26 protein-coding genes and 3 pseudogenes are annotated in these 24,224 nt (G+C 49.0%); 13 read left to right on the top strand and 16 right to left on the bottom strand.

Translation table 11 applies throughout. The annotated features are described in order from the left end of the window. The first annotated feature begins 256 nt into the window (after positions 1-256). From WFL93_RS12370 to WFL93_RS12360, 3 genes are all read left to right on the top strand, one after another. Entirely contained in the window at positions 257-988 is a 732-nt protein-coding gene (locus WFL93_RS12370; RefSeq protein ID WP_007889598.1) for a class I SAM-dependent methyltransferase, read from the top strand. A gap of 123 nt (positions 989-1,111) precedes the next feature. Then, entirely contained in the window at positions 1,112-1,885 is a 774-nt protein-coding gene (locus WFL93_RS12365; protein ID WP_336778251.1) for a hypothetical protein, read from the top strand. 62 nt (positions 1,886-1,947) lie between these two features. Next, positions 1,948-2,226, top strand: a complete 279-nt coding sequence (locus WFL93_RS12360) for a hypothetical protein (protein WP_007889595.1) — start codon at positions 1,948-1,950, stop codon at positions 2,224-2,226. Positions 2,227-2,274: 48 nt separating this feature from the next. Here the strand turns inward: WFL93_RS12360 and WFL93_RS12355 are convergent, their stop codons facing one another. The 6 genes from WFL93_RS12355 to WFL93_RS12330 form a co-directional block, all read right to left on the bottom strand. After that, positions 2,275-2,442, bottom strand: a complete 168-nt coding sequence (locus WFL93_RS12355) for a hypothetical protein (protein ID WP_162838743.1) — start codon at positions 2,440-2,442, stop codon at positions 2,275-2,277. 120 nt (positions 2,443-2,562) lie between these two features. After that, positions 2,563-2,886, bottom strand: coding sequence for a hypothetical protein (locus WFL93_RS12350; protein WP_336778250.1), 324 nt, complete (start codon positions 2,884-2,886; stop codon positions 2,563-2,565). Positions 2,887-3,089: 203 nt separating this feature from the next. Next, positions 3,090-3,233: a cold shock small protein YmcF gene (gene ymcF, locus WFL93_RS12345; RefSeq protein WP_101764610.1), complete on the bottom strand. Its 144-nt coding sequence runs from the start codon at positions 3,231-3,233 to the stop codon at positions 3,090-3,092. 2 nt (positions 3,234-3,235) lie between these two features. Then, positions 3,236-3,448, bottom strand: coding sequence for a transcription antiterminator/RNA stability regulator CspE (cspE, locus tag WFL93_RS12340; RefSeq protein ID WP_007889586.1), 213 nt, complete (start codon positions 3,446-3,448; stop codon positions 3,236-3,238). 320 nt (positions 3,449-3,768) lie between these two features. Then, on the bottom strand, positions 3,769-4,818 hold the full coding sequence (locus tag WFL93_RS12335) for a DUF4238 domain-containing protein (RefSeq protein WP_336778249.1): 1,050 nt from the start codon (positions 4,816-4,818) through the stop codon (positions 3,769-3,771). A 91-nt stretch (positions 4,819-4,909) separates the two neighbouring features. Then, positions 4,910-5,752 carry a phage repressor protein CI gene (locus tag WFL93_RS12330; protein ID WP_336778248.1) on the bottom strand — a complete coding sequence of 281 codons (843 nt, stop codon included), beginning with the start codon at positions 5,750-5,752 and terminating at the stop codon, positions 4,910-4,912. Between the two features lie 108 nt (positions 5,753-5,860). On the opposite strand from WFL93_RS12330, the gene WFL93_RS12325 reads away from it, so the two are divergent. The 3 genes from WFL93_RS12325 to WFL93_RS12315 all read left to right on the top strand — a co-directional run bounded on the left by WFL93_RS12325 (position 5,861) and on the right by WFL93_RS12315 (position 8,315). Next, positions 5,861-6,262 carry a hypothetical protein gene (locus WFL93_RS12325; protein ID WP_336778247.1) on the top strand — a complete coding sequence of 134 codons (402 nt, stop codon included), beginning with the start codon at positions 5,861-5,863 and terminating at the stop codon, positions 6,260-6,262. Between the two features lie 31 nt (positions 6,263-6,293). Then, positions 6,294-6,548, top strand: coding sequence for a phage regulatory CII family protein (locus WFL93_RS12320; protein ID WP_336778246.1), 255 nt, complete (start codon positions 6,294-6,296; stop codon positions 6,546-6,548). Between the two features lie 924 nt (positions 6,549-7,472). After that, a complete protein-coding gene (locus tag WFL93_RS12315) occupies positions 7,473-8,315 on the top strand; it encodes an MltR family transcriptional regulator (protein WP_336778245.1) in 843 nt (280 codons plus the stop codon). Between the two features lie 64 nt (positions 8,316-8,379). Here WFL93_RS12315 and WFL93_RS12310 read toward each other — a convergent pair. Both WFL93_RS12310 and WFL93_RS24295 read right to left on the bottom strand, forming a co-directional pair. After that, a pseudogene (locus WFL93_RS12310) lies at positions 8,380-8,897 on the bottom strand (phage portal protein); the annotation flags it as partial. 23 nt (positions 8,898-8,920) lie between these two features. Continuing rightward, a pseudogene (locus WFL93_RS24295) lies at positions 8,921-9,088 on the bottom strand (phage terminase large subunit family protein); the annotation flags it as partial. A gap of 47 nt (positions 9,089-9,135) precedes the next feature. On the opposite strand from WFL93_RS24295, the gene WFL93_RS12300 reads away from it, so the two are divergent. After that, positions 9,136-9,645, top strand: a complete 510-nt coding sequence (locus WFL93_RS12300) for a phage virion morphogenesis protein (RefSeq protein ID WP_336778244.1) — start codon at positions 9,136-9,138, stop codon at positions 9,643-9,645. Here the strand turns inward: WFL93_RS12300 and WFL93_RS12295 are convergent. Then, positions 9,556-10,782 carry a DUF3644 domain-containing protein gene (locus WFL93_RS12295; RefSeq protein ID WP_336778243.1) on the bottom strand — a complete coding sequence of 409 codons (1,227 nt, stop codon included), beginning with the start codon at positions 10,780-10,782 and terminating at the stop codon, positions 9,556-9,558. The two genes, WFL93_RS12300 and WFL93_RS12295, sit on opposite strands and share 90 nt — an antisense overlap. Positions 10,783-10,883: 101 nt before the next feature. On the opposite strand from WFL93_RS12295, the pseudogene WFL93_RS12290 reads away from it, so the two are divergent. Beyond that, positions 10,884-11,484, top strand: a pseudogene (locus tag WFL93_RS12290) (phage baseplate assembly protein V). 639 nt (positions 11,485-12,123) lie between these two features. Here WFL93_RS12290 and WFL93_RS12285 read toward each other — a convergent pair. The 3 genes from WFL93_RS12285 to copC are packed head-to-tail and all read right to left on the bottom strand — an operon-like array spanning position 12,124 to position 13,767. Then, entirely contained in the window at positions 12,124-12,471 is a 348-nt protein-coding gene (locus WFL93_RS12285; protein ID WP_036620970.1) for a YebY family protein, read from the bottom strand. 33 nt (positions 12,472-12,504) lie between these two features. Next, positions 12,505-13,386 (bottom strand): copper homeostasis membrane protein CopD, encoded by an 882-nt coding sequence (copD, locus tag WFL93_RS12280; RefSeq protein WP_336778242.1) that lies wholly within the window; start codon positions 13,384-13,386, stop codon positions 12,505-12,507. Between the two features lie 3 nt (positions 13,387-13,389). After that, positions 13,390-13,767, bottom strand: a complete 378-nt coding sequence (gene copC / locus WFL93_RS12275) for a copper homeostasis periplasmic binding protein CopC (protein ID WP_049852080.1) — start codon at positions 13,765-13,767, stop codon at positions 13,390-13,392. Positions 13,768-13,920: 153 nt separating this feature from the next. Here copC and WFL93_RS12270 point away from each other — a divergent pair, with 153 nt between their 5' ends. Next, positions 13,921-14,151, top strand: a complete 231-nt coding sequence (locus tag WFL93_RS12270; protein ID WP_007889579.1) for a DNA polymerase III subunit theta — start codon at positions 13,921-13,923, stop codon at positions 14,149-14,151. A 3-nt stretch (positions 14,152-14,154) separates the two neighbouring features. Beyond that, entirely contained in the window at positions 14,155-14,823 is a 669-nt protein-coding gene (gene exoX, locus WFL93_RS12265; protein WP_007889578.1) for an exodeoxyribonuclease X, read from the top strand. Here the strand turns inward: exoX and WFL93_RS12260 are convergent. Both WFL93_RS12260 and WFL93_RS12255 read right to left on the bottom strand, forming a co-directional pair. Next, on the bottom strand, positions 14,817-16,880 hold the full coding sequence (locus WFL93_RS12260) for a prolyl oligopeptidase family serine peptidase (protein ID WP_336778241.1): 2,064 nt from the start codon (positions 16,878-16,880) through the stop codon (positions 14,817-14,819). The genes exoX and WFL93_RS12260 overlap by 7 nt on opposite strands. A 140-nt stretch (positions 16,881-17,020) precedes the next feature. Next, a complete protein-coding gene (locus WFL93_RS12255) occupies positions 17,021-17,662 on the bottom strand; it encodes a tellurite resistance TerB family protein (protein WP_336778240.1) in 642 nt (213 codons plus the stop codon). Positions 17,663-17,823: 161 nt separating this feature from the next. Here WFL93_RS12255 and purT point away from each other — a divergent pair, with 161 nt between their 5' ends. Then, positions 17,824-19,002 (top strand): formate-dependent phosphoribosylglycinamide formyltransferase, encoded by a 1,179-nt coding sequence (gene purT, locus WFL93_RS12250; protein ID WP_336778239.1) that lies wholly within the window; start codon positions 17,824-17,826, stop codon positions 19,000-19,002. Between the two features lie 71 nt (positions 19,003-19,073). Here the strand turns inward: purT and WFL93_RS12245 are convergent, their stop codons facing one another. Together WFL93_RS12245 and zwf are read right to left on the bottom strand one after the other, a co-directional pair. Next, positions 19,074-19,715: a bifunctional 4-hydroxy-2-oxoglutarate aldolase/2-dehydro-3-deoxy-phosphogluconate aldolase gene (locus WFL93_RS12245; protein ID WP_336778238.1), complete on the bottom strand. Its 642-nt coding sequence runs from the start codon at positions 19,713-19,715 to the stop codon at positions 19,074-19,076. 187 nt (positions 19,716-19,902) lie between these two features. Further along, positions 19,903-21,378 carry a glucose-6-phosphate dehydrogenase gene (zwf, locus tag WFL93_RS12240; protein ID WP_049852074.1) on the bottom strand — a complete coding sequence of 492 codons (1,476 nt, stop codon included), beginning with the start codon at positions 21,376-21,378 and terminating at the stop codon, positions 19,903-19,905. Positions 21,379-21,750: 372 nt separating this feature from the next. On the opposite strand from zwf, the gene WFL93_RS12235 reads away from it, so the two are divergent. Together WFL93_RS12235 and pyk are read left to right on the top strand one after the other, a co-directional pair. Further along, complete coding sequence (locus WFL93_RS12235; RefSeq protein ID WP_049852073.1) at positions 21,751-22,605, top strand: MurR/RpiR family transcriptional regulator; 855 nt, start codon at positions 21,751-21,753, stop codon at positions 22,603-22,605. A 107-nt stretch (positions 22,606-22,712) separates the two neighbouring features. Next, positions 22,713-24,155, top strand: a complete 1,443-nt coding sequence (gene pyk / locus WFL93_RS12230; protein WP_007889568.1) for a pyruvate kinase — start codon at positions 22,713-22,715, stop codon at positions 24,153-24,155. Positions 24,156-24,224: the final 69 nt, after the last annotated feature.

Genomic DNA, 24,224 nt, shown 5'->3' with positions numbered 1-24,224 from the left:
GTAATCTTCCCCGGTTGACTGGAAGTTTAGTGAGCCCGGCTTAAAGTATAGTCCGGTCAGGTTTAGCCAGCGGAGGGAACAGCATGAGCGGCCGTAAACAATTTATTGGTGTCTTGATCGTTATCTTCATCGGCAGCTTGCTGCTGCTAGAAACGCTGGCTCGCCTGGTGCATCTGTTATTTGTGGGATAATTACGCAGCTTTACTTTCCTCGCTAAACGCCTAAACTCCTTTGCGCATCATATAAAGGAGCCTGTATGAGCCAGAATATTTACGACGACCCGCATTTTTTTGCCGGCTATGCCACGCTGCCACGTTCAGTGCAGGGATTGGACGGCGCACCGGAATGGCCCGCACTGCGCGCATTACTGCCCGATCTGGATGACAAACGCATTCTCGATCTCGGCTGTGGCTATGGCTGGTTTTGCCGTTACGCACAACAGCAAGGCGCGCGTGAGGTACTGGGGCTCGATGTCTCAGAGAAGATGCTGGCGCAAGCCGCGACCATGACTCAAGGAACGGGCATTCGCTATCAGCGTGCCGATTTAGAAACGCTGCAACTCAGCGAAACCTTTGATCTCGCCTACAGCTCGCTGGCGCTGCATTATCTCAGCAACATTGATACGCTCTTCGCCACCCTGTTCAATGCCTTAACGCCAGGTGGTGCGCTGGTGTTCTCTTGCGAACATCCGATATACACCGCGCCAACGGCGCAGCAGTGGATAATTGATGATCAACAGCAGCGTAGTTGGCCGGTAAATCACTATCAGCAGGAGGGTGAGCGCATCAGCAACTGGTTTGCCGATGGCGTAAAAAAACAGCATCGCAAACTGGCTACCTGGATTAATGCACTGATTGCCGCAGGATTTGAGATCGTCCATCTTGATGAATGGGGACCCGATGAAGCACAGTTAGCACAGAATCCTGCCCTGGCAGAAGAGCGCGATCGCCCAATGATGTTTCTACTGGCTGCGCGTAAACCTCGTTAGATTCCAAAAGTGGCTGCGCTCTGCAGCCCCAATTAAAGCTTTTCTGCCGCTCACCCAAGTCATTTAATTATCCAGCATAAGTGTCGTCTTTGATCGGTGAACTCCTTTTCTGAGCCGCTTACCTTGACTGACTACATCTTTAACTTTCGTCCCGCTCTCGATATCCATTATCGCTATAAACCGGCAGCCGATGATAATCGGCATTTATTGATCGTCATGTCGGGTTTTAACCTGCCAGATCCCACCATCTACGACTTTACGCTGTTGCAACATACACGATCGGCGGTGTTGTGGATCAAAGATGATTTCCAGGGGCTGCCCGCTTACTACCTGTGCAACAATATGAACTTCGATATTGAGCATGGCGTGAGCCAACTGATTCGTTCGGTAATAGAACTGACCACACCGGAAAATGTTTCGATACTCGGCGCCTCTAAAGGCGGCAGTGCGGCACTCTACTTTGGCGTCCGGCATAACATTAAAAACATCATTACTGCCGTGCCACAATTTTATCTAGGTGATTATGCGGAGACTATGTGGCCAAAAGTAGGCGAAGCCATGATGGGCACCATTACCCCCGCAGCAGTGACCTTATTAAATAAGCTATTGCCAAATACCCTACGACGCGATCGCCAGACAGATAAAAATATCTATCTTTTCACTGCCCTTGCCGACTACCAACGTGAACAGGAAATTTTACCCAACCTGGCGCTGTTGCAGAAATACCGTAACTTCAATTTGATCGAGTCCGCATCGCCGTGCATCACACAACATAACGAAGTAACCCGCTATAACCTGAATTTGATATTGGCTCTGATTTATCAGTTAGAACAGGACATCACTCCTTGCTGGGGCCACATTCGCAATGGCAGCGGCTGGGATGTTGCGCATGGATAGTCACAATCGATGATAATGCTCTGCTAAGGTTAGATATTGATGATGTCTACAGGAGCGAGCCAATGAAAGACTATTATAAAATTGATCTGGAAGTGTTTATGCAAAATAACGTGGAATTAATTCGCGCAATTAAAAGCAAAGCGCCGGCCTATGCCGATGAGTCAGGTTTAGAGGTGATTCAATATATCAACCGGGAAATAAAACAGGCTCATCTCGATTATATTGAAAGTTTGGGCGTGAAAGATCCGTATGAGCATTACATTTCACAACATGAAGAAGATCGCTCTCTGGCGGAACAACTCATTGCTCAACACCGCGCTGCTCTGCATCCTGCCCCGTAACGCCAAACCATTGCCACAACTGACGTGTGGCATTTATCTGTTTTAGCTCTAACGCGTGATCAGGAAAATTGCCAGCAAGAAAAAGGCTAATAAACCGGCGAAGGTTATTGTGCCGATGCGCGGGGTTTTTGCCCGACCCACGACCACACCAATAAAGATACTCAGCAGCGTTAATGTGCCAATCATTACCCAGAGAAGATATTGTGTATTTGCCATGAAGGGTCCTTATTAGCCGGCAATAAAGCAGATGCGCCAACGTTATACCATTTTTTGCGCATGCTGACTGCAGCTTTTTGGCCTCACATTTCTACGGGCTATCTGTCTGGCTGGTGATAATTAGGCACCATTAGACGGGCAACGCACCGATTTCAGCGCCTGTAACTGTGATAATCGCGCCGCGGCGTTATGCTTAGCGCTGGCTTTGGCAATGCCATTACCGATGCCAAAATCACCCACGAAACCGAGCACCGTCAGCGCATCAAATTCGCCTGTTTTATCAATCTGTTGCTGCACGCTAAGAGATTTTGCTATCTCCTGGTTCAATGTTGCGCAGTCATAAGTTTGCGCTTCTGCATCGCTCACCTTGGCGGATTGCGGATACTGTTTTAGTGCACAACCGCTAAGCATCAGCATGGCGACTATAGCCATAGGCTTAAGCATCTTCTTAATTCTCATTGATTTGAGGTGAAGTAACTTGATGGCAAGGAATGTATCACGTGAAGGCGAGAGCGATCAGAGGAATAAGTGTGCTAAAGCGCGGTATTTAGCGCAAAAAAAAGCACTGCCGAAGCAGTGCTAGTGATACTTATATCAGGCAATCGCCTGACAACTCCCAATATAAAATCAGGAGAGATAATCCATTATTATGCAGTTTTCAACACAATCATTGATGATTTGCAGAAAATACATTTAGCGCCATGGGGGTTCATTTTAGTAATATCGAACGCGGAGGTGCGATATTGTGAACTCTGGCAATGCGGACATCTTAAACGATTATAAATGCGAATAATTACAGACCTAATACATTTGTTGCTGACGGACCTTTTGGACCATCTTCAACTGAAAACTCAACACGCTGACCTTCATCAAGTGAGCGATAATCTGTGCCCTGAATGGCTGAGAAGTGGACGAAAACGTCCTTGCTGCCATTTTCAGGAGAAATAAAGCCGAAGCCTTTTTCTGAGTTGAACCATTTTACCGTTCCAAGAATTTTGTTAGACATAATTTTTACCTTTTAAATGAGCCTATTGGCGTAAGGGCCGAGTTGCAGATACGAATCAGAACTTAGGATAAGACTCAAAGAGAAAGGGCTTGAAGCGGCACTAACTGGGATGAGAAATACAATGGGAACTAACCTTCTAACTGTCTGCTATTCAGACCGACGGAGCATTAACGCATTTATCCATGCCACAAGCAAGCGATAATATTTTTTTAATTTTAATGAATGATAAATGATGGCAAAGGTATGCAGAAAAAAAAGACCAAATACTTAACAACCATAATAAAATCAATTAATTACAAAAGAAATTGGCGATGGGATGGCTACATCGGATACTTAGATGCTTCCTCTTGAATCACTTCAGCAAGAATCAGTTGCATCTCAGCATCTGTCAAAAGAGCGCAGTTTGTCCCTATGAGACTTTGAAATTTTGCAAAATAAGGATTATTTTCAGCAGCTATAAAAAATTCGTTTGAACATTTTGCAGACATCTCATTCAAAATATTTAACTTCGGTTGATAATTATTTTTTGAAGCATAAATTAAAATATCTGATGAAATTGGAAAATATATCGCCCTTAATGAATTCTTAATATCAAAAAAAGGTTTAAACTCTTCCATGTTATCAAATTCAAAAAGAACTATTGAATCACCTAAGATCATATCGAAATCAGTTTTAATGATCTGAAAATCAAGGTCTTTATATATTTCTAATTTTTTATTATCTTGAGGAAAGTTAATCATTCCACTGACATGACCTTTCTTTATGACGTTTTTCAGTTGTGTATTTATCGCTAAAGAAAATGATTCCCTGATTGGAGCCATACATGAATTCAAGTGATGTTCTAAATTTGATTCCAACAGCGGCCTAATTACATCAAACATCGTTTGCCGGAATTGTTCAGGAATACCCATTTTTTCAAATAGGTCATCTATAGCACCGCCAGTGTAAGCACGCCTTTCTATTTCCTTTAATATCAATGGCTTAATGATATCTATTGATACATAAGAATCAACCATCTTCTCTAAAAACTCTTTGCTTGAAGTATAAAAACTTTCTCTCAAATTATTGGTTCGTATTTCCAGGTGAGAAATAATATTTGCTAAGTCAATATCATTTATATCACCTAATGGTGAGTGCCTTGCTTTATTTATAGTCGTGGCATAAACATTTTCTAGATCAGTGAATAAATCGTCTAAATCAGTTTCTCCATCCACTGAATAAAAGAAACCCTCTACGCCAACATTATTTATGTTAGACGGTCTAATTCCCCCATCAATCAGATATACATAAGTATATTCTTTTTTTGAACTGCTGCTTAGGAAACCACGCTGCAAAAACCTAGGAATATAATGATGTCTTTTTCCAGCCATAACCCCACCACAAGACTAAAAATTAACTTATTTGAAAATTGTAATGCCCATCTTTAGGAGCTTACGCAGACTTCTCTCAAACTGATTCTTATTAATAATTAAACTCAATTGTACACACGACTTTACCCGATGTTTTTACCTCATTTGCACCGCTAATAAATTTTGTACCCTTATTGGTGACGCTAATTTTATGACCGGGCAAAAGAGCAATATCGTAAACATCGTATTTACCATCAATCCCCAACAGCCAACGTCCGTTGCTAATCTCGCCAACATTCATGTCAACGACCCATGCAGAGTTGCTGCACGATATGAAGACCGGTTCAATAAGATTATGAGAGATAAAGCCGAGATTAATTTCCCACAGACCAGCATCTTGCAGGATGCCAGCTGCTAAATTTTTGCGCGGAATAGCATTGCTAATTGATTGTTTTTTAGTGTCTGTATACCGCCTGCCCTTTCCTGTCGCTAGCCATTGAAGATCGACACCTGTCTCTAATGCGCACGCCACTACGACGTCACCGGGAAAATAGTTTCTTCTTACCCAAGTGCTAACCGTCCCCGATGAAATTCCAAGAAGCTCGCAAAGCTGTTTTTGAAGTGAGAATCCGTATGCATCCAAGATTCTGCGCAACACCGCTTTTCCTCCATTAGAGGTGATTTCATTCAAAAGACGCTCACCAGAAGGCAGTTCAACCTCTCGCTCATAGTTTGCTTTTGCAAATTCCCCATTCACAAGCCATTGAAGATCTACGCCGGTATCAAGTACGCACTTGATGATTGCACTACCCGGTACGCTGTTACGTTGAGACCACGCACTTACGTTATTTGACGGGACATTAAGAGATTTAGCCAAGGCACGTTGTGTCATTACGCCATAGGCTGAAAGCAGTCTCTCAATCACATCTTGAGCATTCGACTCGAAGTTAGACATACATAACCAACCACAAAAGTAGTTTAAATGAGCACAATTGTGATCTAACGTATGTACAGACCACATGTAACACCGTAGAACACACTTAACTACTGGAGATACTGCGTTATGCATACTGAAAATGCAAACAGCCAGAACGCATTTGACTTAGTGCAATCTCAAGATTTTATTGCCAATGTCGCCGCGATTTTAATGCCAGCACTTAGTGAAGTGGTTAATGACGCCGTGAACAAAGCTGTCACGCTTGCCACTTCACCGACCATGTCTAAGCAAGACTTCGCCTCAGCCAACCGCATGAGCCTGTCAGTAGTTGAGAAATGGATTGCTAATGGCGCTGTGCTACTCGCTCCTACCCCATCTTTCACATATACGCAGAACCGCACTAACAAGAAGACCGGTGAAGTGGTTGAAACCACCATGACCAAACATGGCAATCCGCTAATCAATGTCGCTGCTTGGCGCGAGAGGAATCGCCAACAAGCAATAAAATGTCGCTACATCAAACCCTAATTTTATTTTGCAAGTTGAGAGCATCTCAAACATGTTTGATTTCAAGGTTTCTACCCTTGCGCATTATGACGATGCCTGCCGTAAATTCGCTTCATCACACGACATGGAAGACGACGAGCTGCCGCTGTGTGTGATGAAAATCACCGCTGAGGTTGGTCAGTTAGCGGCTGGCGCGATCTCGACTAAGCAATTGAGCGCTAGCTGCAAACGTAGCCTGCTGCAAAATGTTAACAGTGGCATTCGTTGTTTAACCCTGACCGCTCTGGCCGTTCAGGCGCGCAGATAGGCTATCTCGGCTTTGTCTTCAACAGTCGATGCGATCAGCGGTCTTAGCGCGTCGTTTGTCGTGGTTTGAGGTGCAGTCATGATTTCATTTGCTGCACAGCTCAAAGACAGCTTTTATGATGTCTTACCCTTTCCGAAGGCGAAGTTACACGCATGATGATGGGGCATAAGCCCAAAGTTGGCGCGCAAATATTCTGGAGTGGAACAAGCGGCCATCTTTTCGTTGAACGTAGAAAACCTTCTAATGCCCTGCAGCGGTTCGAGGCATTGGCCGCCCAGCATCGAAAAAGCTGTAATGTTCAATAATCCATCGGTCGGACAAATCCGTGCCATGCGATTGTTTACGATTCCTTAACGCCAGGATACTGTTTATACATACAGTATATTTATTGATAAGGAGTTAATTAGCTGATGGGCATCGATAATCTGAGCGAGACAGTTGCCAGAATCCAATTTGTAGCCGACGTATCACTCATCGCACACTGCAAGGAAGATTAATTAAAAATGGCACTGTCGATGATCAGTGACATGGCCGGTTCGATTGACACCTCACTTTATCAGGACGCTATTTACTGCCAGGTAGAATGATCGCTAGTAGTTTCAGCACTGCGACTAAGCCACCGTTTCGGTGGCTTTTTTGATGCTGCAGCAGAACGCATGTAGAGGCGTGATTTTGCATGATCCAAACAGGATCGCTTATCGCCCTTCTGCCCACGGCTGGCGCAGTATGAGGTGAGGCACGCAGATGCATTAAAAACGATGCACAAAGCGGGCAGGCGTGGCGGGGAAAGCATTGCGCGCGAGATGTGGAAACATATATACAAGCTAAAATCTTAAGTGAACGGTAGTTTTAAATTGGAAATTGTGCCGAATAATGGAATAGTTACTTATTCAAACTATTAAAAATTGAAACTGGAGTATATTCATGGAGTATGTTGAGGACGACAAAGATGATGTTTTTGCTGACCTGAATCAACTAAACAAGAATCTTGGTAACCTAGATGAAAGAGGGCTAGTTTTGTCTTTAGCTGCTTTTTCAGAGGATTCACTAGGAAAAATGCTGGCGAGATTTATGCTTAAAAATAAAGCCTCAAAAGAGCTAATTGAAGGTTTCAATGCTCCTTTAGGCACCTTCTCATCCAGGATAAAAGCTTGTTTTTCACTGGGTTTAATAGATGAAAAACAATATAAAGACTTGGAAATCTTAAGGAAAGTTAGAAATAAATTTTCTCATAGCTGGGAAAACGTTTCACTTGATGACGACGTTATTTCAGCACAGATAATCAATTTAAATTTCAGTCGAATCGACTTTGATTATCAAAAAAATAACTATGAGAGAATAAAGAAATCCATCTCGTCTTTATTGATAGAATTAAAAATAGTTACCAAACAAATTAAAGAAAAAAGCCAAGGTGTAAAGCTTATCGGCGCACATGTAAACATTGGTTTTGCTGGCAATGATTTCGATAAGCAATTAAGTGATATCTGGCAGGACGTGGAGAAAATCGAGATCGATATAAATTCAAGTGATAAAAAGCTAAGCGCATTTTCTAAACATAAGGCTGAATTACTAATAGATCGACTGCCATATTTTAGGTTTGACTTTTCAGATCTAGATAAGTTTTCTTCACAATTGGGTGATATCATGGAGTTACGGAACGGAATACTTAAAGCAATTGGTTCGGATGAATATAGGATCATGAGTGAAGAGGAAAAAAATGATCTTAGAAAAAATTTATTTTCCGGTTTAAGAAGCGAAAAAAACTGAATTATTGATATTTAAATTTTCAGATAATTTAGTTGGTTGGGCAGAGAGACGACCTGCCCAAATGATTAATATCCGGCTCGATAAGATGGAATACCTGACCCGCTTCAAACTGGTGCGCCTCCTTCAACTCATTCAAAAACCAGTACACGCCCTCTTCTACTCCGCGACGCGTATATTTAGCTGATGACGTTTCCAGACGCAGCGGCTGACTGAGAGAGTTACAGCGCAGCTCGGCAAATGCGTTGCCAAACACCAGGTAATCCAGTGCAATTTTACTGAACTATTGCTGACTTAGCAGCAGGTGCGGGATAAAGGTTGAAACCAGAATGTTGCGGTTCATATACAGCGGTGAACTGTGATGCACCGCCGAGCGTAGGCTTTTAGCCAGATCGTGAAAGCTGACCGGCGGCTCGTAACAGCGGCCGTTGTGAATACACTCTTCGTAATCCATGATGTCGCACTTATCCAGTACTACCGTCGGCTCACCGAAGCTGAACGTCTCAAAAGGCTGCTGTGTTTTCGGCGCGTTATGTGCGTGCTGTGTTGTAGCGGTAAACACTTGCGGCCTTTGCGTTTGCTCATCAGTAGAATTCTATTAATGAAGGGCTATCGCCGCCGCTGGTGGTCATGGTTTTGCGGATCGCCATAAACGACTGTGTGATATCCATCTAGCTCGCGTCGTATTCGGATCGTCCGATGCTGATGATGACCTTCGCTTCCATCACCATCGCGGTTTTCACCTCCGGCGAATATTTGATTTCGCGCGCGGCCGGTTCATCTGTCTGTATGCGCCAAGCGCGTTTATCAGCGAGTGTAAACCATGAACGACCTGCAACAGGTCAATGACCGGCTGAATGCGCTGATTGGCAATTTTTCGCCATCTTCGCGTAATGAGATGGCGCGCAGCATTGCGAAGAAACTGCGCGCCAGCCATCAGCAGAATATCAAACACCAGCAGGCACCTGACGGCACGCCGTTTAAACTGCTTAAGTCGCAACCGATAAACAACAAGAAGGGACGGGTGAAGCGCGAGATGTTCGTCAAATTCCGCACCGCAAAATACATAAAAGCGCGGGCGACCTCCGATGAGGCGGTAGTTGAGTTCGTTGACCGGGTGGTGCGTCGACCTTCCCGTAACGGCAAAGAAGTACATTATGAGCAGCGACTGCTGCCAAGTATTAATAAATACGACTTGCAGATGATTGAGGAACATCTCATAGCATACCTCACTAAATTCCATTTAGACCTTTTTATAGTGAGCATCCATAAAAGTGAACGTTGCTTCACTATAGAACAACTTGAAAACACTATTTGGATTGGATGGATCTAATCTACGCTCTCGACAATATTTTTCACCTTCAGATTTAACTTGTCTTAGTAACTCAAAGAATTTTGAATTTCTTAAAAAGTCGCTATATCTGATACCTAACTTATTAGTGAGCGCGTCATAAGTGAGAGGATACCTTTTGAGAATGTCCTCTTCAGTGAAAGTTATGGATGTTGCTTTGGGATTGTTAGTCATCATGAATTCGATTGATTCATCGGATGACGTTTTAATTAATTTTGTCGATAATCGTAATGATATGCTGAAGTTAGGATCGTTATCATCCTTATGCGATTCTTCCATCTTATCTAAATAAGACTTAAGGTTTTCGGCTGAGTTGTTAGAAACACTGAAGCTTTCTATGTCACTCAAATGGTATAAAGAAACTGGCATGAGGAAGAAGTTATATTTTCTAAAATCGTAGTCAAACCATTCCATAGCTAATGTCATATAATTTTTTAGCGATGCAGTTCCTATGCACTGAATCTTTGTGCTTAAGGACATATCATCATGGATAAAATGCACTGAATGATCGCGAATTTCTATTAATAGTTTAATATTATCAACTACAATGTTTTTTATATTTCCATTTGCACTGAGAATATTGATGGCTTTGGATATACTTATCGTTTTTGGTGAGCCAGACTCTGTGGTTTCGACAGCACCTTTTGATTTAAGATATATTGAATCTTTTACATCTCCGTTGAGGGATAGTATTCTTGCCTTTAATATCAGCTCCCAAGCATTAATCATTAAGATTGAAAAGCTTTCTTCTCTGAATTTGAAGTCCGGTTTATTGTAAACTTCAATGGCAGTGATGCAAGCAGATATGGATTTCTCCAAAATATTCTCGTAAAAACTCCTTGGAATATTTTCATTTTGGCTATGATGCTTAATAAAAGAAGTAAGGCTAAAGTTTTCGAATTTTGCTGAAACAAATAGCCCGTCATTATCTCTAATGATGAAGGTAGACCACTTTTTCGTTAAATAAGTTTGAACCGTGCTCTTTCCCCAGCCCGTTCTTTTGGTCACTTCAGCGACGGTGAAATGTTTTTTGGTTGATTTCATTTCTGAGAAAAAATGGAAAGCTTTTTCAATTTTCTCATTTTTATTAAAACCGGAAATGTTGTGTATTGTTTCCATATCTATCGCGTCCTTGAGTCAAATTTATCAAGTTTATTCGTTCAGCTATGAGCAGACAGCGCAATATTGTCATTACTTGCTGCCGCATTCATCCTACCTACATGAATACACTCGATCAAATTCCTGAAATCTTGCACCTGCTGCGCAGCCTGATCCGCATTGGTACCGTGTCCGCCTTAAAATTGGACGATGGGTTATGCCGCGTGGATACAGGGAATAACACTACCGGCTGGCTTCACTGGCTTACCGCCCGTGCGGGTAAAATCCGCTCGTCGAATACGCCATCGGTGAGTGAGCAGGTGCTTGTTTTGTGTCTCGGCAGCGAATTCGATACCGGGTTTGTGCTGCCTGGCATCTATCTTCTCTGAAGACAAACCCGCCACATCCGCATCTGCTGACGCGGTGAACTGGTCGCTCAATCACGGCGAGGTGATTGAGTACGAGCCGGACACGGGTGCGCTCAAAGCAATCGGTATTCAGACCACAACAAATGCGTCTGCAGTATAAATCCTGCTGAGTACGCCAGAGGTTGAATGCTCAGCGCATCTGAAAGCCAGAACGTTTGAGTTTACATGGGGCGGAAAGATGATCGGTGACGTCGAGCACAGTGGCGGGAAATTTGACTCAAATAGCGTTGTTATGGATGAACAACATCACGGCGGTGTGCAGCGCGGCGGAAGCAGAACGGACGACCGAGAATGACAACAGCAAAATACTTCGGCATGAACCGGGATATCGGTGAGGCGCTAGGCCAGTAAACACTGACAAGAGGGCGATGGATGAAAATCACAGTACAAGTAATACGTGTAGAACTTGAAGAAATTAAAGTTGGCGAACAATACCTGCTCCACAACATTCTGGAAGATTGGGACAGTGCACGGTCGTATTCAGGTTTAAGCGTTGATGTGCAAGTCGGTTATACGCTGTAGGAAATGAAGAGGATTTTGCGCAAAGATTGCTCGGTCATAAAAACATCGCAATGACCAAAAAGTATTTGGATTCCCGCGGTCAAGAATATGTAATGGTATAGGCCGGATATGATTATTTCGGGAAAATTTCGGGACACCCCTTAATTTTACGTTATAAATCAAAGACATAAAAAAAGACCGAATACGATTCCTATATTCGGTCCAGGGAAATGGCTCTTTAAGAGCCGTGCGCTAAAAGTTGGCATTTTTGCAGGCGAGGACGCCTTGCCATTTAATGGTAGACCAGGATTGGTGGTTTTCCAGCCAACTGCGCTGTTCGGTAAGCAAAGGTATCAACTCTGTGATCGCGTTGACATAACCTGAGAACAAGCGTAGCGGAAGAAATGTGCGCCACGCCTGATTTATACCGAGATTACTTGCCGCACAGTTGCTGTGCGCGATCGACGATCGGCTGCAGACTCATTTTCTGACCTGGATGCGCTTTGTCTTCGGCCACGATGGTGTCGATGGATTGCAGCGTGCCCTGCCCGGCGGTCTTGCGCGCGTAGGCTTTATCGTTGAGCGGATACTGCAATAACGTGCCGGGATTGATAGCAAACAGCGCTCCGTCTTTTTCGCAGGTCAGCATCACCTCTTCACGGGTGAAGGGCCATTTGTCCTTGCCAATCTCAAAACGGCTGACGGTAATAATCTGTGCGGCCATCGCCTGGCTGCACAGCGCCATCAATACGCAAGCTGGAATCAGTTTCTTCAGCAAAATATCGACCTCATTTCATCTTCTTTAATGACACATTCAGGCCGGTGAGAGTGTGGCAAACACGCTCACTAACCCAATAACAATAATGGCCAGCAGCAGCTCTAGCTGCGTCAGGCGAATAAACAGATGCGATGCATGACTGGCCGCCCGGCGGAAACGCGGAACCAGCAGATAGCGGTTGGTCAGCGCGATAGCGATCATCAACAATACCAGCAGCACTTTCACCACCAGCAGCTCGCTCCACGGTGTAACTTGCCAATCGCGCGGTGAACCGGCTATTAGCAGACTGTTAACGATTCCAGTGAACAACGCCAGCGCAACGGCTAAATGTCCGTAGCGGGAAAATCGCATCATGCAGCGAATAGCATCGGCACGGAATTCGATCTGTCGTGCTTCACGCATCAGTAACAGCAGCGGCAGTAAACCGCCCGCCCAGAACGCGGCGGCAAGCAGATGTAGCGCATGGTTTGCTTGCTGCAGCATGCCGGCCCAGCCATCACGCATTGCTGCATGTCCTACGCCTGCCAGAGCGATCAGTTGCAATACACCGCTAACAAGCAGCAATTGCTGACGCAGGCTGCCACGTAGCAATAGTGCCAGCGTGCCAAGCAGTGCGAAGACAATTTCCCAGCGCCAGACCATGCCAAAACGCGTATTCAGCACAGCGCGCCACGTCTCGCTATCGCTAACGTTTCGCCAGTCACCGCTCATCAAACCGGTTTGTGTCGCTAACATCAGCACGGCGCTGAGCAAACTCACTAGCGCGCTGGTACGTAAAATAAAATCTAAACGCTGCGCCAGCACCAGGCGATAGCGACGCGGTGCCAGCAGCGCGGTGTAGCAGGCGCTGCCAGCGAGCAGTAACACCGACAAGAAATGCAGCGCCCGCAGGCCAATCCACAGCGTGCTCAAACTCATTGATCACTTCACGCTAAATGCGTAGCTGCCTTTGGTTTTGTGGCCATCAACAGACAGCACATGCCAGTTCACTTGATAGTTGCCCGACGGCAACGGTTGGCTGATCGGTACAATCAGCTGATCGTGCTGTTTGTCGTTAAGCCTGGCCTTCCCCACCGGCATGGGTTGATGTTGCGCGTTGAGCACTTCTACGCCACTAAACGCGGCTTCAACGTCTTCAGTAAAGGTCAGCGTTAAATTCTGCGGGGAATGCTCCACCACGGCTTTATCCGCCGGAACCGGCGTTTTCAGGTGAGCATGAGCCAGCGCAAACTGGCTGAAGGCCAGCGTTGATGACGCCAGCAACAGCGCCACAACTCGGGTAAACGCAGTTTTCTTCATCACTTCTTCCCTTTTAACTGCGGCAGTGCACCGCAAACGTGGCAGCAGGATACGCCGCCGATCCGCAGGTGTCGAGACTGGCGGTGCGATCCAATTTCCTTGATCCCTCGGTCCGAAACCATTACTTTTGCCCCTGATTATCAGGAGGAAAGTATGAGTCAAAACCTTGCCTTGCTGTCGCAGGAAGAGAAAGACAAAGTGAATGTCGATCTGGCCGCCGCGGGCGTGGCTTTTAAAGAGCGCTACAATATGCCCGTGATTGCCGAAATGGTGGAGCGCGAGCAACCAGAGGCGCTGCGTGAATGGTTTCGTCAACGTCTGATGAACTACCGCCAGGCATCGCTCAGCCTGTCACGCCTGCCCTACGAACCTAAGCAGAAGTAATCTATGTTACGTGTTATCGATACCGAAACCTGTGGCCTGCAAGGCGGCGTGGTTGAAGTGGCGTCAGTGGATGTCATTGACGGTCAAATCGTCAATCCCATGAGTGATTTGATCTGCCCGGACCGCCCGATCAGCCGCCAGGCGATGGCGGTGCATCGTATTACTGAAGCGATGGTGGTTGGCAAACCGACTATCGAAGAAGCGATTGGCCGCTATCACGGCAGCCCGCATTATGTCGCGCACAATGCCAGTTTTGATCGCCGTATGCTGCCAACCATGCCGGGCGAATGGATCTGCACCATGACGCTGGCGCGTCAGTTGTGGCCAGGCATCAAATACGGCAATCAAGCATTGCGTCATAGCCTGAAGCTGGACGTCACACCTCCAGCCGAGCTGCATGCACACCGCGCGTTGTATGACTGCTACGTCACCGCCGCGCTACTGATCCGCATTATGGAAACGTCGGGCTGGAACGCCGAGCAGATGGCGAACTTGTGCCAACCGGCAGCCGTGAGTGGTGATGTGTTCCCGTTCGGGAAGTATCGCGGTCAAAGCATTGGCAGCATTGCGCGTAAAGATCCCGGCTATCTGCGCTGGGTGCTGGAAAATGTGCGCGATTTGCGCCCACCGTTGCGGCAGGCGCTTCGCAAGTACGTTAAAAGCGATCAGTAATCGGTACGGTCTGGCAAGCTCCCCTGCGCCAGGCCTATCAGGAAAGTAAACTCCTGCGCCACGCCTTCATAGGCTTTGAAACGGCCCGATTTACCGCCGTGGCCGGAATCCATCTCGGTGCACAGTAACAGCAACGAATCGTTAGTTTTTAACTCGCGTAGTTTCGCCACCCACTTGGCCGGTTCCCAATACTGCACCTGAGAATCGTGCAGCCCGGTGGTAACCAGCAAGTGTGGATAGGCTTTTGCTTCGATGTTGTCATACGGGCTGTACTGGCGGATGCTGTGGTAAAACTCTTCCTGCTCGGGATTGCCCCACTCATCGTATTCGCCGGTAGTAAGCGGAATCGATGGATCGAGCATGGTGGTCACAACATCCACAAAAGGTACCTGTGCCACCACACCGTGGAACAGATTCGGTGCCATGTTCACGACACCACCCATAAGTAACCCTCCGGCGCTGCCGCCCATGGCGTACAGCCGCTGTGGATTTCCGTAACCTTTTGCCACCAGCGCTTCGGTGACATCGATAAAGTCGGTGAAGCTGTTGATTTTGTTCTTCAGGCGGCCACCGTCATACCACTGCTGACCGAGTTCACCGCCGCCGCGCACATGAATAATCGCGTAGACGAAACCACGCTCGAGCAAGCTGATGCGGCTGGTGCCAAAGCTGGCATCCATGCTGCTGCCATAGGCGCCGTAACCATAAACCAGCAGCGGATTGTTGCCACGCTGGAAGTGCTTGCGGTGATACACCAGCGAAACCGGGACTTCCGTACCATCACGCACCGTGATCCACAGATGCTCGCTTTTGAAATCCTCTGATTTAAAGCCCGGCACCGACGTGCGTTTCAGCACGCGACGTTCGCCCGTTTCCATATTCAACTCAAACAGCGTCGTCGGCGTGGTCATCGATGAATAGCCGTAGCGCAGCGTGTCGCTCTCCGGCGAAGGGTTATACGCCAGCCAGGTCACGTACGCCGGATCGTCAAAGGCGATGCCGAAGCTCTCCCCGCTCTCCCAGTTAATCTGACGCAAGGTATTAACGCCGTGCTGGCGCTCTTCCACCACCAGCCAATGACGGAACAGCTGGAAATCTTCCAGTACTACGTTGTCCCGCGCTGGAATTAACGCTTGCCAGCGCGCTTCGGCCAGCCACGCACTGCGGTATAGGCCGAAGTTTTTGCCATCCCGATTCGAGCGGATATAAAACTGGTGGTTGTAGTGGTCAATGCTGTATTCGTGATCGCGACGCCGCGGACAAAACGTTTGCGGCTGCGCATCGGGATATTCCGCATCGATCAGCAGGATTTCACTGGTGGTGGTGCTGTACAACGCCACCAGAATAAAGTGCTCTGACGTGGTTTTGTGCACGCTAAGATGGAAAGTATCGTCTTTTTCCTCGTACACCAGCTGATCGTCAGATTGCGGATGCCCCAATTCGTGACGCCATACCTGATAAGCCAGCAGGGTTTTCGGGTGTTTACGCACGTAATAGAGCGTGCGCGAATCGTTGGCCCAGGCCACACTGGAGGAAGCATTCGTCAGCACTTCCGGATACCAACTGCCGCTTTGCAGATTACGGAAACGAATGCCGTATTGACGGCGCGAAAGGAAATCTTCCGCCAGCGCCATCACCTGGTTATCCGGCGTAATTGCCAACGCCCCCATGGTGTAAAAGTCGCTGTGGGACGCACGTTGGTTGCCGTCAAGCAGCAGTTGCCACGGCTCATCAAGCGGTGCCTCAATCGGTTGACGGAAATAGGCTGGATATTCGTTACCCACTTCATAGCGGCTTTGATAGCGATAACCGTTCTTCACATACGGCACCGAGTGATCCTGCGGGGGAATACGATCGACAATCTCCTTTAGCACCCGATCCTGTAGCGAATTTTGCGAGGCCATCATCGCGCGGCCATAATCATTTTCAGCGTGCAGGTGGGCAAGCACTTCAGGATTTTCGCGATCGTCATCGCGCAACCAGTGATAATTGTCGGTGCGCGTTTCACCGTGCAGGCTCATCACATGGGGAATTTTTTTCGCGTTGGGCTGATTCATTTAGGCTCTTCTCCCTGAAAGACAATATCCAGCAAGCGTGGCACTAATCGCGCATGATGCCAAGCTGCAAGCATCATCACCCAGCGCAGGATAAACCAACCAGCAAAAATAAAGGCTGCGAACGCAGCCTTTGCAGCATATTACGCGGCTTTTTCCGCGTCGATATCGCGCTGGATACCATCGCGTACATCTTGCGGAATTTTTAGCGCATCACCTAACGCGGAGAGATAGCTGCGCTCCATAAAGTGGTCGACATCAATAGCTGCACAGCTTAGGAAATAGAGTTCCAGCGCCTCTTCTTCGTTCTTAACATCTGCCGCCAGCCAGTGAGGATCCAGCGGACGGTTCATCGCCTGCTGAATCAAAGCTTCGGCTTGTGCGCCATAGCCGGCTTGTTGAATGTTTTGTTCAATCGCCGCGCGCTCGGCATCGTCAATATGACCGTCGCTCTTTGCCGCGAAAACCAGCGCCGTCACTAAGCGTTCAGCGCGTTGATCCATCGGCGTTTGCAGTTGGCCGAAACCGGCCTCATCGTGATGAGTTTCCCGGATACGCTGCTTATATTTATTCCACAGCAGCGCACCAGCCGCCGCTCCGCCGCCTAGTAGCAAGGCTTTGCCGCCGTATTTGGTCAGCAGCTTACGCGTGGATTTGCTGCCGACCAGCAAGCCCGCCAGACCGCCTAACGCGCCAGGTGCCAACATATCGCTCAATCCACCGGATTTTCCCTCACCACTCTTTTTCGCCAGCACCGATTGAATTTGCTGCAGCCAATTGCTCATTGTTTAACTCCCGTTTAAATTTCCGCTCACCATGCTGCCGCAGGCTGTGTCAGTTAACGTCAGAGCGAGAAAAGTATGGCAAACCTGATGAAGCTGAAAGCGTGAGTACGCAAACGTTTTCGTTTATACTGCGCGCGCATTTTGACTGCTAAGGTGAAATTATGACGACTCTCGGAACCGCGCTGCGCCCTGCCGCTACGCGTGTCATGCTGTTAGGTTCAGGCGAATTAGGCAAAGAAGTGGCGCTGGAGTGCCAACGTCTTGGTGTGGAAGTGATCGCGGTGGATCGTTATGCCGATGCGCCCGCCATGCACGTTGCGCATCGTAGCCACGTAATCAATATGCTGGACGGTGATGCGCTGGCCGCGCTGATTGCGCAGGAACAGCCGCACTTTGTGGTGCCAGAAATTGAAGCTATCGCCACCGAAAAACTGCTGGAACTGGAAGCTCAAGGCCAGAAAGTGGTGCCCACCGCGCGCGCTGCACGGCTGACCATGAACCGCGAAGGCATTCGTCGTCTGGCGGCGGAAGAGTTGTCCCTACCGACCTCGACCTACCAGTTTGCCGATAGCAAAGCGAACTTTGTCGCTGCGGCGAATGCCATTGGATTCCCGTGCATCGTAAAACCCGTGATGAGCTCATCCGGGAAAGGCCAAAGCTTTATCCGCGAAGCCAGCCAGCTGGATAAAGCCTGGGATTATGCCCAGCAAGGCGGACGTGCCGGCGCGGGCCGCGTCATCGTCGAAGGCGTGGTGAAGTTTGATTTCGAAATCACCCTGCTGACCATCAGCGCGGTAGATGGTATCCACTTCTGTGCACCGATTGGTCATCGTCAGGAAGATGGCGATTATCGTGAATCGTGGCAGCCGCAGCAGATGAGTGAACTGGCGCTGCAACGCGCACAGGATATCGCCGCTAAGGTGGTGAAAGCGCTCGGCGGTTACGGTCTGTTCGGCGTGGAGCTGTTCGTATGCGGTGATGAGGTTATCTTCAGCGAAGTGTCACCGCGTCCGCATGATACCGGTATGGTAACGCTGATTTCGCAGGATCTTTCGGAGTTCGCGCTGCATGTACGCGCCTTCCTCGGCCTGCCAATTGGCGGCATTCGTCAATATGGCCCGGCGGCTTCGGCCGTTATCCTGCCGGAGTTGAACAGCCAGAACGTGCAGTTTGTTAATATCGAAGCCGCGCTGGGTGCAGGTTTGCAGCTGCGCCTGTTTGGTAAGCCGGAAATCGCAGGTCAGCGTCGCTTGGGTGTCGCATTAGCGACCGGTGAAAGCACCGATGACGCTATCGCGCGCGCTGTTGCCAGTGCGGCAGCAGTGAGAGTGGAAGGTTAGGTTAACAGGTCGCCATGCGTGGCGACCCGAAGCCGTAAGGTGCGCATACCCTGCGCACCTGTTAAATGACGCTACGTTCTTGCTCCTTCAACCGCCTCACGCGCCAGGCGCGTAATCCGATCCCAGTCACCGGTTTCCAGCGCATCATTCGGCACCAGCCACGAACCGCCAATGCACAGCACGCTTTTCAGCGCCAGATAATCACGATAATTGGCCGGCGAGATGCCGCCGGTTGGGCAGAAACGCACTTGTGGGAACGGGCCACCAATCGCCGACAGCGCTTTTACGCCGCCATTCGCTTCCGCCGGGAAGAACTTGAACTCACGCAATCCATAATCCATACCGGTCATCAATTCTGACACCGTGCTGATACCTGGAATTAAGGGTACCGGACCTTCCACCGCTGCCTTTAGCAACGACTCAGTCAAACCTGGGCTGATAACAAACTGCGCACCCGCATCCGTGACTTCTTTGAGCTGCTGCGTGTTAATCACCGTACCAGCGCCTACTACCGCTTCTGGCACTTCTTTAATCATCGCACGCAGCGCATCCATCGCTACCGGCGTACGCAGTGTCACTTCCAGCACACGCACGCCGCCAGCCACCAGCGCTTTTGCCATCGGCACCGCGTGTTCCAGCTTATTAACCACGATGACCGGCACGACCGGGCCCGTTTTCAGGATCTGTTCAGCACTTGTTTTCCAGTTCTTCATCACGTTTCCTTAGTTGCATCAGCCCGGCGCACGGCCACGCTGTCAATAATTGGGCTCTACCATACAAGATTGGCTGGAGCGGCGTCCATCGGATATCAAAATTTTTTGAAACCCGGGTTCACTTTTCAGAAAAATGAATTTTGGACGAAAAAAAGCCCGCACATTCGGCGGGCTTGGTTTGGTGCGCTTATTCGAACTCGTTCCAGGAACGGCCATCGCGCGTAATCATCGCGACAGAGGCAACCGGCCCCCAGGTGCCGGCCTGATATGGCTTCGGCGCCTCGGCATCGGCGTTCCAGGCGTCAATGATGGAATCGACCCAGCCCCACGCCGCTTCAACTTCGTCACGGCGGACAAACAGCGCCTGAATACCGCGCATGGTTTCCAGCAGTAGACGCTCATAAGCATCGGCCAGATGCGACTGGTTAAAGGTTTCGGAGTAGCTCAAATCCAGCTTGGTGGTCTGCAGTTTATGCTTGTGATCGAGTCCCGGCACTTTGTTCAGGATTTCGATATCCACGCCTTCGTCCGGCTGCAGACGAATGGTCAGCTTGTTCTGTGGCAGCTCAGCGTACGAATCCTTGAACAGGTTCATCTCTGGATTCTTGAAGTAAACCACCACTTCAGAGCATTTCGTCGGCAAGCGTTTGCCGGTGCGCAGATAGAACGGCACGCCAGCCCAACGCCAGTTGTCGATATCCACGCGGATAGCAACGAAGCTTTCGGTCGCGCTCTGCTTGTTCGCGCCCTCTTCTTCCAGATAGCCCGGCACTTTTTTGCCCTGCACAAAGCCTGCGGTGTATTGGCCGCGCACGGTTTTATCACGCACGTTGGTCTGATCAATACGGCGCAGTGAACGCAGCACTTTTACTTTCTCATCACGAATCGCATCGGCGCTGAGATCGGACGGCGGCGACATGGCAATCATGGTGAGGATCTGTAACAGGTGGTTCTGGATCATGTCACGCATCTGACCGGCTTTGTCGAAGTAACCCCAACGGCCTTCGATGCCGACCTCTTCTGCCACGGTGATTTGCACGTGGTCAATGGTGCGATTATCCCAGTTATTCACGAAGATAGAGTTGGCGAAACGCAGCGCCAGCAGGTTGAGCACCGTCTCTTTACCAAGATAGTGGTCAATACGGAATACCTGGCTCTCTTCGAAGTATTTGCCCACGCTGTCATTGATCTCTTGCGAGGTTTCTAATGACGTCCCGAGCGGCTTTTCCATCACCACGCGCGCCGGTTTAGCATTCAGCTTAGCCGCGCCCAGTCCGTCGCAAATCGCCCCAAAGGTGCTGGGTGGCATAGCGAAGTAGTTAATGGTGACGCGATTTTTCTGGTCAAGCATTTTGCCCAGTTTGGTGAAATGCGAGGTGTCATTAACGTCGAGGTTACAAAAATCGAGACGGCTGCTGAGCGTATCCCACAGCGCTTCATCGATCTTCTCTTTCATGAAGGTTTCCAGCGCTTCACGCACCACTTTGGTATACGCGTCTTTGTCCCAGTCCGCGCGTCCCACGCCAATAATGCGAGTGGTTTCATGAATCTGACCGGCTTTTTCCAGCTGATACAGTGATGGCAACAGTTTACGGCGTGCAAGATCGCCTTTGGCACCGAAAATCACCAGATCGCATGCCTGGGCTGTTTGTGTAACCGCCATTTTCCTCTCCTCGTTGCAGGATATACCCGGCTTGAGCGTTCTCATCACGCCGGGTCCTTATTGTAATTTTCTTACAGCACAATGTACGTTTTTCGCCGCGCCAGGACAACCCGAACACGGCGCTTTGCTGGCGTTAACTGTGAACGTAATAAAGGTGTTAAGTGTGGTGTCGCGTGCCATTTGGCCACATTTTCTGTTTCGATATTTGTCGAGGCAAAACACGTCAGCGATCAAAGTATCGCAAAAAATTCGCGTTTACATTTGTCCTCCGCTGCGTGCGAGGTGCTATTACACGGTATATTCTTGTCAATTGGCAGCGATTTCATTGATTGATGAACGCTGAAAAGTGATTGACGCTCATTAGGTTAAACCATGCTGGAACAGATTCAGGCGCAATTAGACGCGCTGAGTAAATCAGAACGCAAAGTGGCAGAGCAAATTCTTGCCGCGCCTCAACAGGCGATGCACTCCAGCATCGCCACGCTGGCGCGTGCTGCCGAGGTGAGCGAACCAACGGTAAACCGCTTCTGTCACCGCATGGGAACGCGCGGCTTTCCTGATTTCAAACTGCAGCTCGCGCAGAGCCTGGTCAAAAGTCCGAACTGGGTCAGCCGCGATGTGGAAGAAAATGACAGTGTCGAAAGTTACAGCCATAAAATATTTGATTCCGCGCTGGCGGGTTTGAGTCGCGTCCGCCAGCAACTCGATTCACAGGTCATTCGTCAGGCCGTTCAGGCCCTGACGCAGGCACATAAAATCGCCTTCTTCGGCCTTGGTGCGTCAGCCGTGGTGGCACACGACGCCACCAACAAATTTCTGCGCTTTAATCTGCCGGTCATCTGGTCAGAGGATATTGTGATCCAGCGCATGAGTTGCATAAATAGTGGACCAAATGATGTATTTGTTCTCATCTCGCATACTGGCCGCACCAAAAATATGATAGAACTGGCTCGCCTGGCGCGTGTAAACGCTTCCACTGTGCTGGCTATCACTTCTCCAGGTTCCCCGCTGGCGGCGGAAGCCACATTGGCATTGACGCTGGATGTGCCTGAAGATACCGATATCTACCTGCCGATGGTTTCCCGCCTGGCACAATTAACCGTGGTGGATGTTCTGGCGACAGGGTTTACCCTTGAGCGCGGCGCCTCTTTCCGTGAGAATTTGAAACGGGTCAAAGAAGCGCTGAAAGATTCGCGCCTGGAAAAGCAGGTGCAGGAAAATAATTAACATCACATTCACAATGTGAGTCGAATCACAGCCCATCGATCATATAGAATAGATGAACACTACGTGTCACTTGAGAGCGACACGATACTTTGCTAACGGAGTCCTTCATGTCCAGACGTCTCAGAAGAACCAAGATCGTTACAACCCTCGGCCCAGCTACCGATCGCGACAACAACCTCGAAAAAATCATCGCGGCAGGTGCAAACGTTGTACGACTCAACTTCTCCCACGGCACCCCAGAAGATCATCAGCAGCGTGCCAATAAAGTGCGTGAAATTGCCGCAAAACTTGGCCGCCACGTGGCGATTCTGGGTGACCTGCAGGGTCCTAAAATTCGCGTATCGACCTTCAAAGAAGGCAAAGTGTTCCTCAACGTCGGCGATCGTTTCCTGTTGGATGCCGATTTGAGCAAAGGCGAAGGCGATAAAGAGAAAGTCGGTATCGACTATAAAGGCCTGCCAGAAGACGTGGTGCCGGGCGATATCCTGCTGCTGGATGATGGTCGTGTTCAGTTGAAAGTATTGGAAGTTCAGGGCGTAAAAGTGTTCACCGAAGTCACCGTCGGCGGCCCGCTTTCCAACAATAAAGGCATCAACAAACTCGGCGGTGGTCTTTCAGCAGATGCGCTGACGGAGAAAGACAAAGTCGATATTATTACCGCCGCCAAAATCGGCGTTGATTATCTGGCCGTCTCTTTCCCGCGCAATGGCGAGGATATGAATTATGCGCGTCGCCTGGCGCGTGATGCGGGCTGTGACGCTAAGCTGGTGGCTAAAGTTGAACGTGCTGAAGCGGTTGCCTCGCAGGAAGCGATGGATGACATCATCCTGGCTTCTGACGTGGTGATGGTGGCGCGTGGTGACCTGGGCGTGGAGATTGGCGACCCTGAACTGGTCGGTATTCAGAAAGCTTTGATTCGTCGCGCGCGCCAGCTGAACCGCACCATCATTACCGCAACGCAGATGATGGAATCGATGATCACCAATCCGATGCCTACGCGTGCAGAAGTCATGGACGTGGCAAACGCCGTGCTGGATGGTACGGATGCGGTGATGCTGTCAGCAGAAACCGCAGCGGGTCAATATCCGGCAGAAACCGTGTCAGCGATGGCAAAAGTGTGCCTTGGTGCGGAAAAAATCCCGAGCGTTAACGTTTCTAAGCACCGCCTTGAGGTGCAGTTCGATAACGTTGAAGAGGCGATTGCCATGTCGGCGATGTATGCAGCCAACCACCTGCAAGGGGTTTCTGCCATCATCACCATGACCGAATCGGGCCGCACTGCGCTGATGACTTCACGTATCACCTCGGGTTTGCCGATCTTTGCTATGTCACGCCACGAACGTACGCTGAATCTAACCGCGCTGTACCGTGGCGTTACGCCAGTATTTTTCGACAGCAATAATGATGGCGTTGCCGCCGCGCACGATGCAGTGAACCTGCTGCGCGAAAAAGGTTTCCTCGTTTCAGGCGACCTGGTGATTGTCACCCAAGGCGACGTGATGTCGACCACCGGCACCACCAATACCAGCCGTGTGCTGCGCGTAGATTAATACGCACGTCTGACAGCGGCTGTAACAACATGGACAAACGCGACTGCCTGGCAGTCGCGTTTTTATTTT

Origin of the sequence: Pantoea sp. USHLN256 (assembly GCF_037149875.1) — a bacterium.
Taxonomy (GTDB): Bacteria; Pseudomonadota; Gammaproteobacteria; order Enterobacterales; family Enterobacteriaceae; genus Pantoea; species Pantoea nemavictus.
This window is presented reverse-complemented; position numbering and strand designations above follow the sequence as displayed.